Raw genomic sequence first — 239 nt, 5'->3', positions numbered from 1 at the left:
CTGTAAATTTTCGATTTAATTCATTTTTGGTTCGCATATCAATCGTACTAGAAACACCGTCACTATATTGGCTACTTGTACCATTTTTAGTGACATAAACTTTTTCGGTTAGGTTAGGGTTATATGCTGAAATTAATCCAAAAAAATGACCTGAATGATACATTTTAATACCATCCCAAAGTATTAAGTTTTGATCATTTGTGCCTCCTCTAACATTTATATTAGCTATACTTTCATTT

Annotated in this window: 1 protein-coding gene; it reads right to left on the bottom strand. The window is 30.1% G+C overall.

The annotated features are described in order from the left end of the window. Positions 1–239, bottom strand: a 239-nt coding sequence (locus IEQ44_RS18775) for a Plug domain-containing protein (protein WP_193639481.1), incomplete at both ends; no start/stop codon positions are given.

The sequence above is a fragment of the Nocardioides malaquae genome (assembly GCF_015070385.1).
GTDB lineage: Bacteria > Actinomycetota > Actinomycetes > Propionibacteriales > Nocardioidaceae > Nocardioides > Nocardioides malaquae.
The sequence above is the reverse complement of the archived record's forward strand: the minus strand, read 5'-3'. Positions and strand labels throughout refer to the sequence as shown.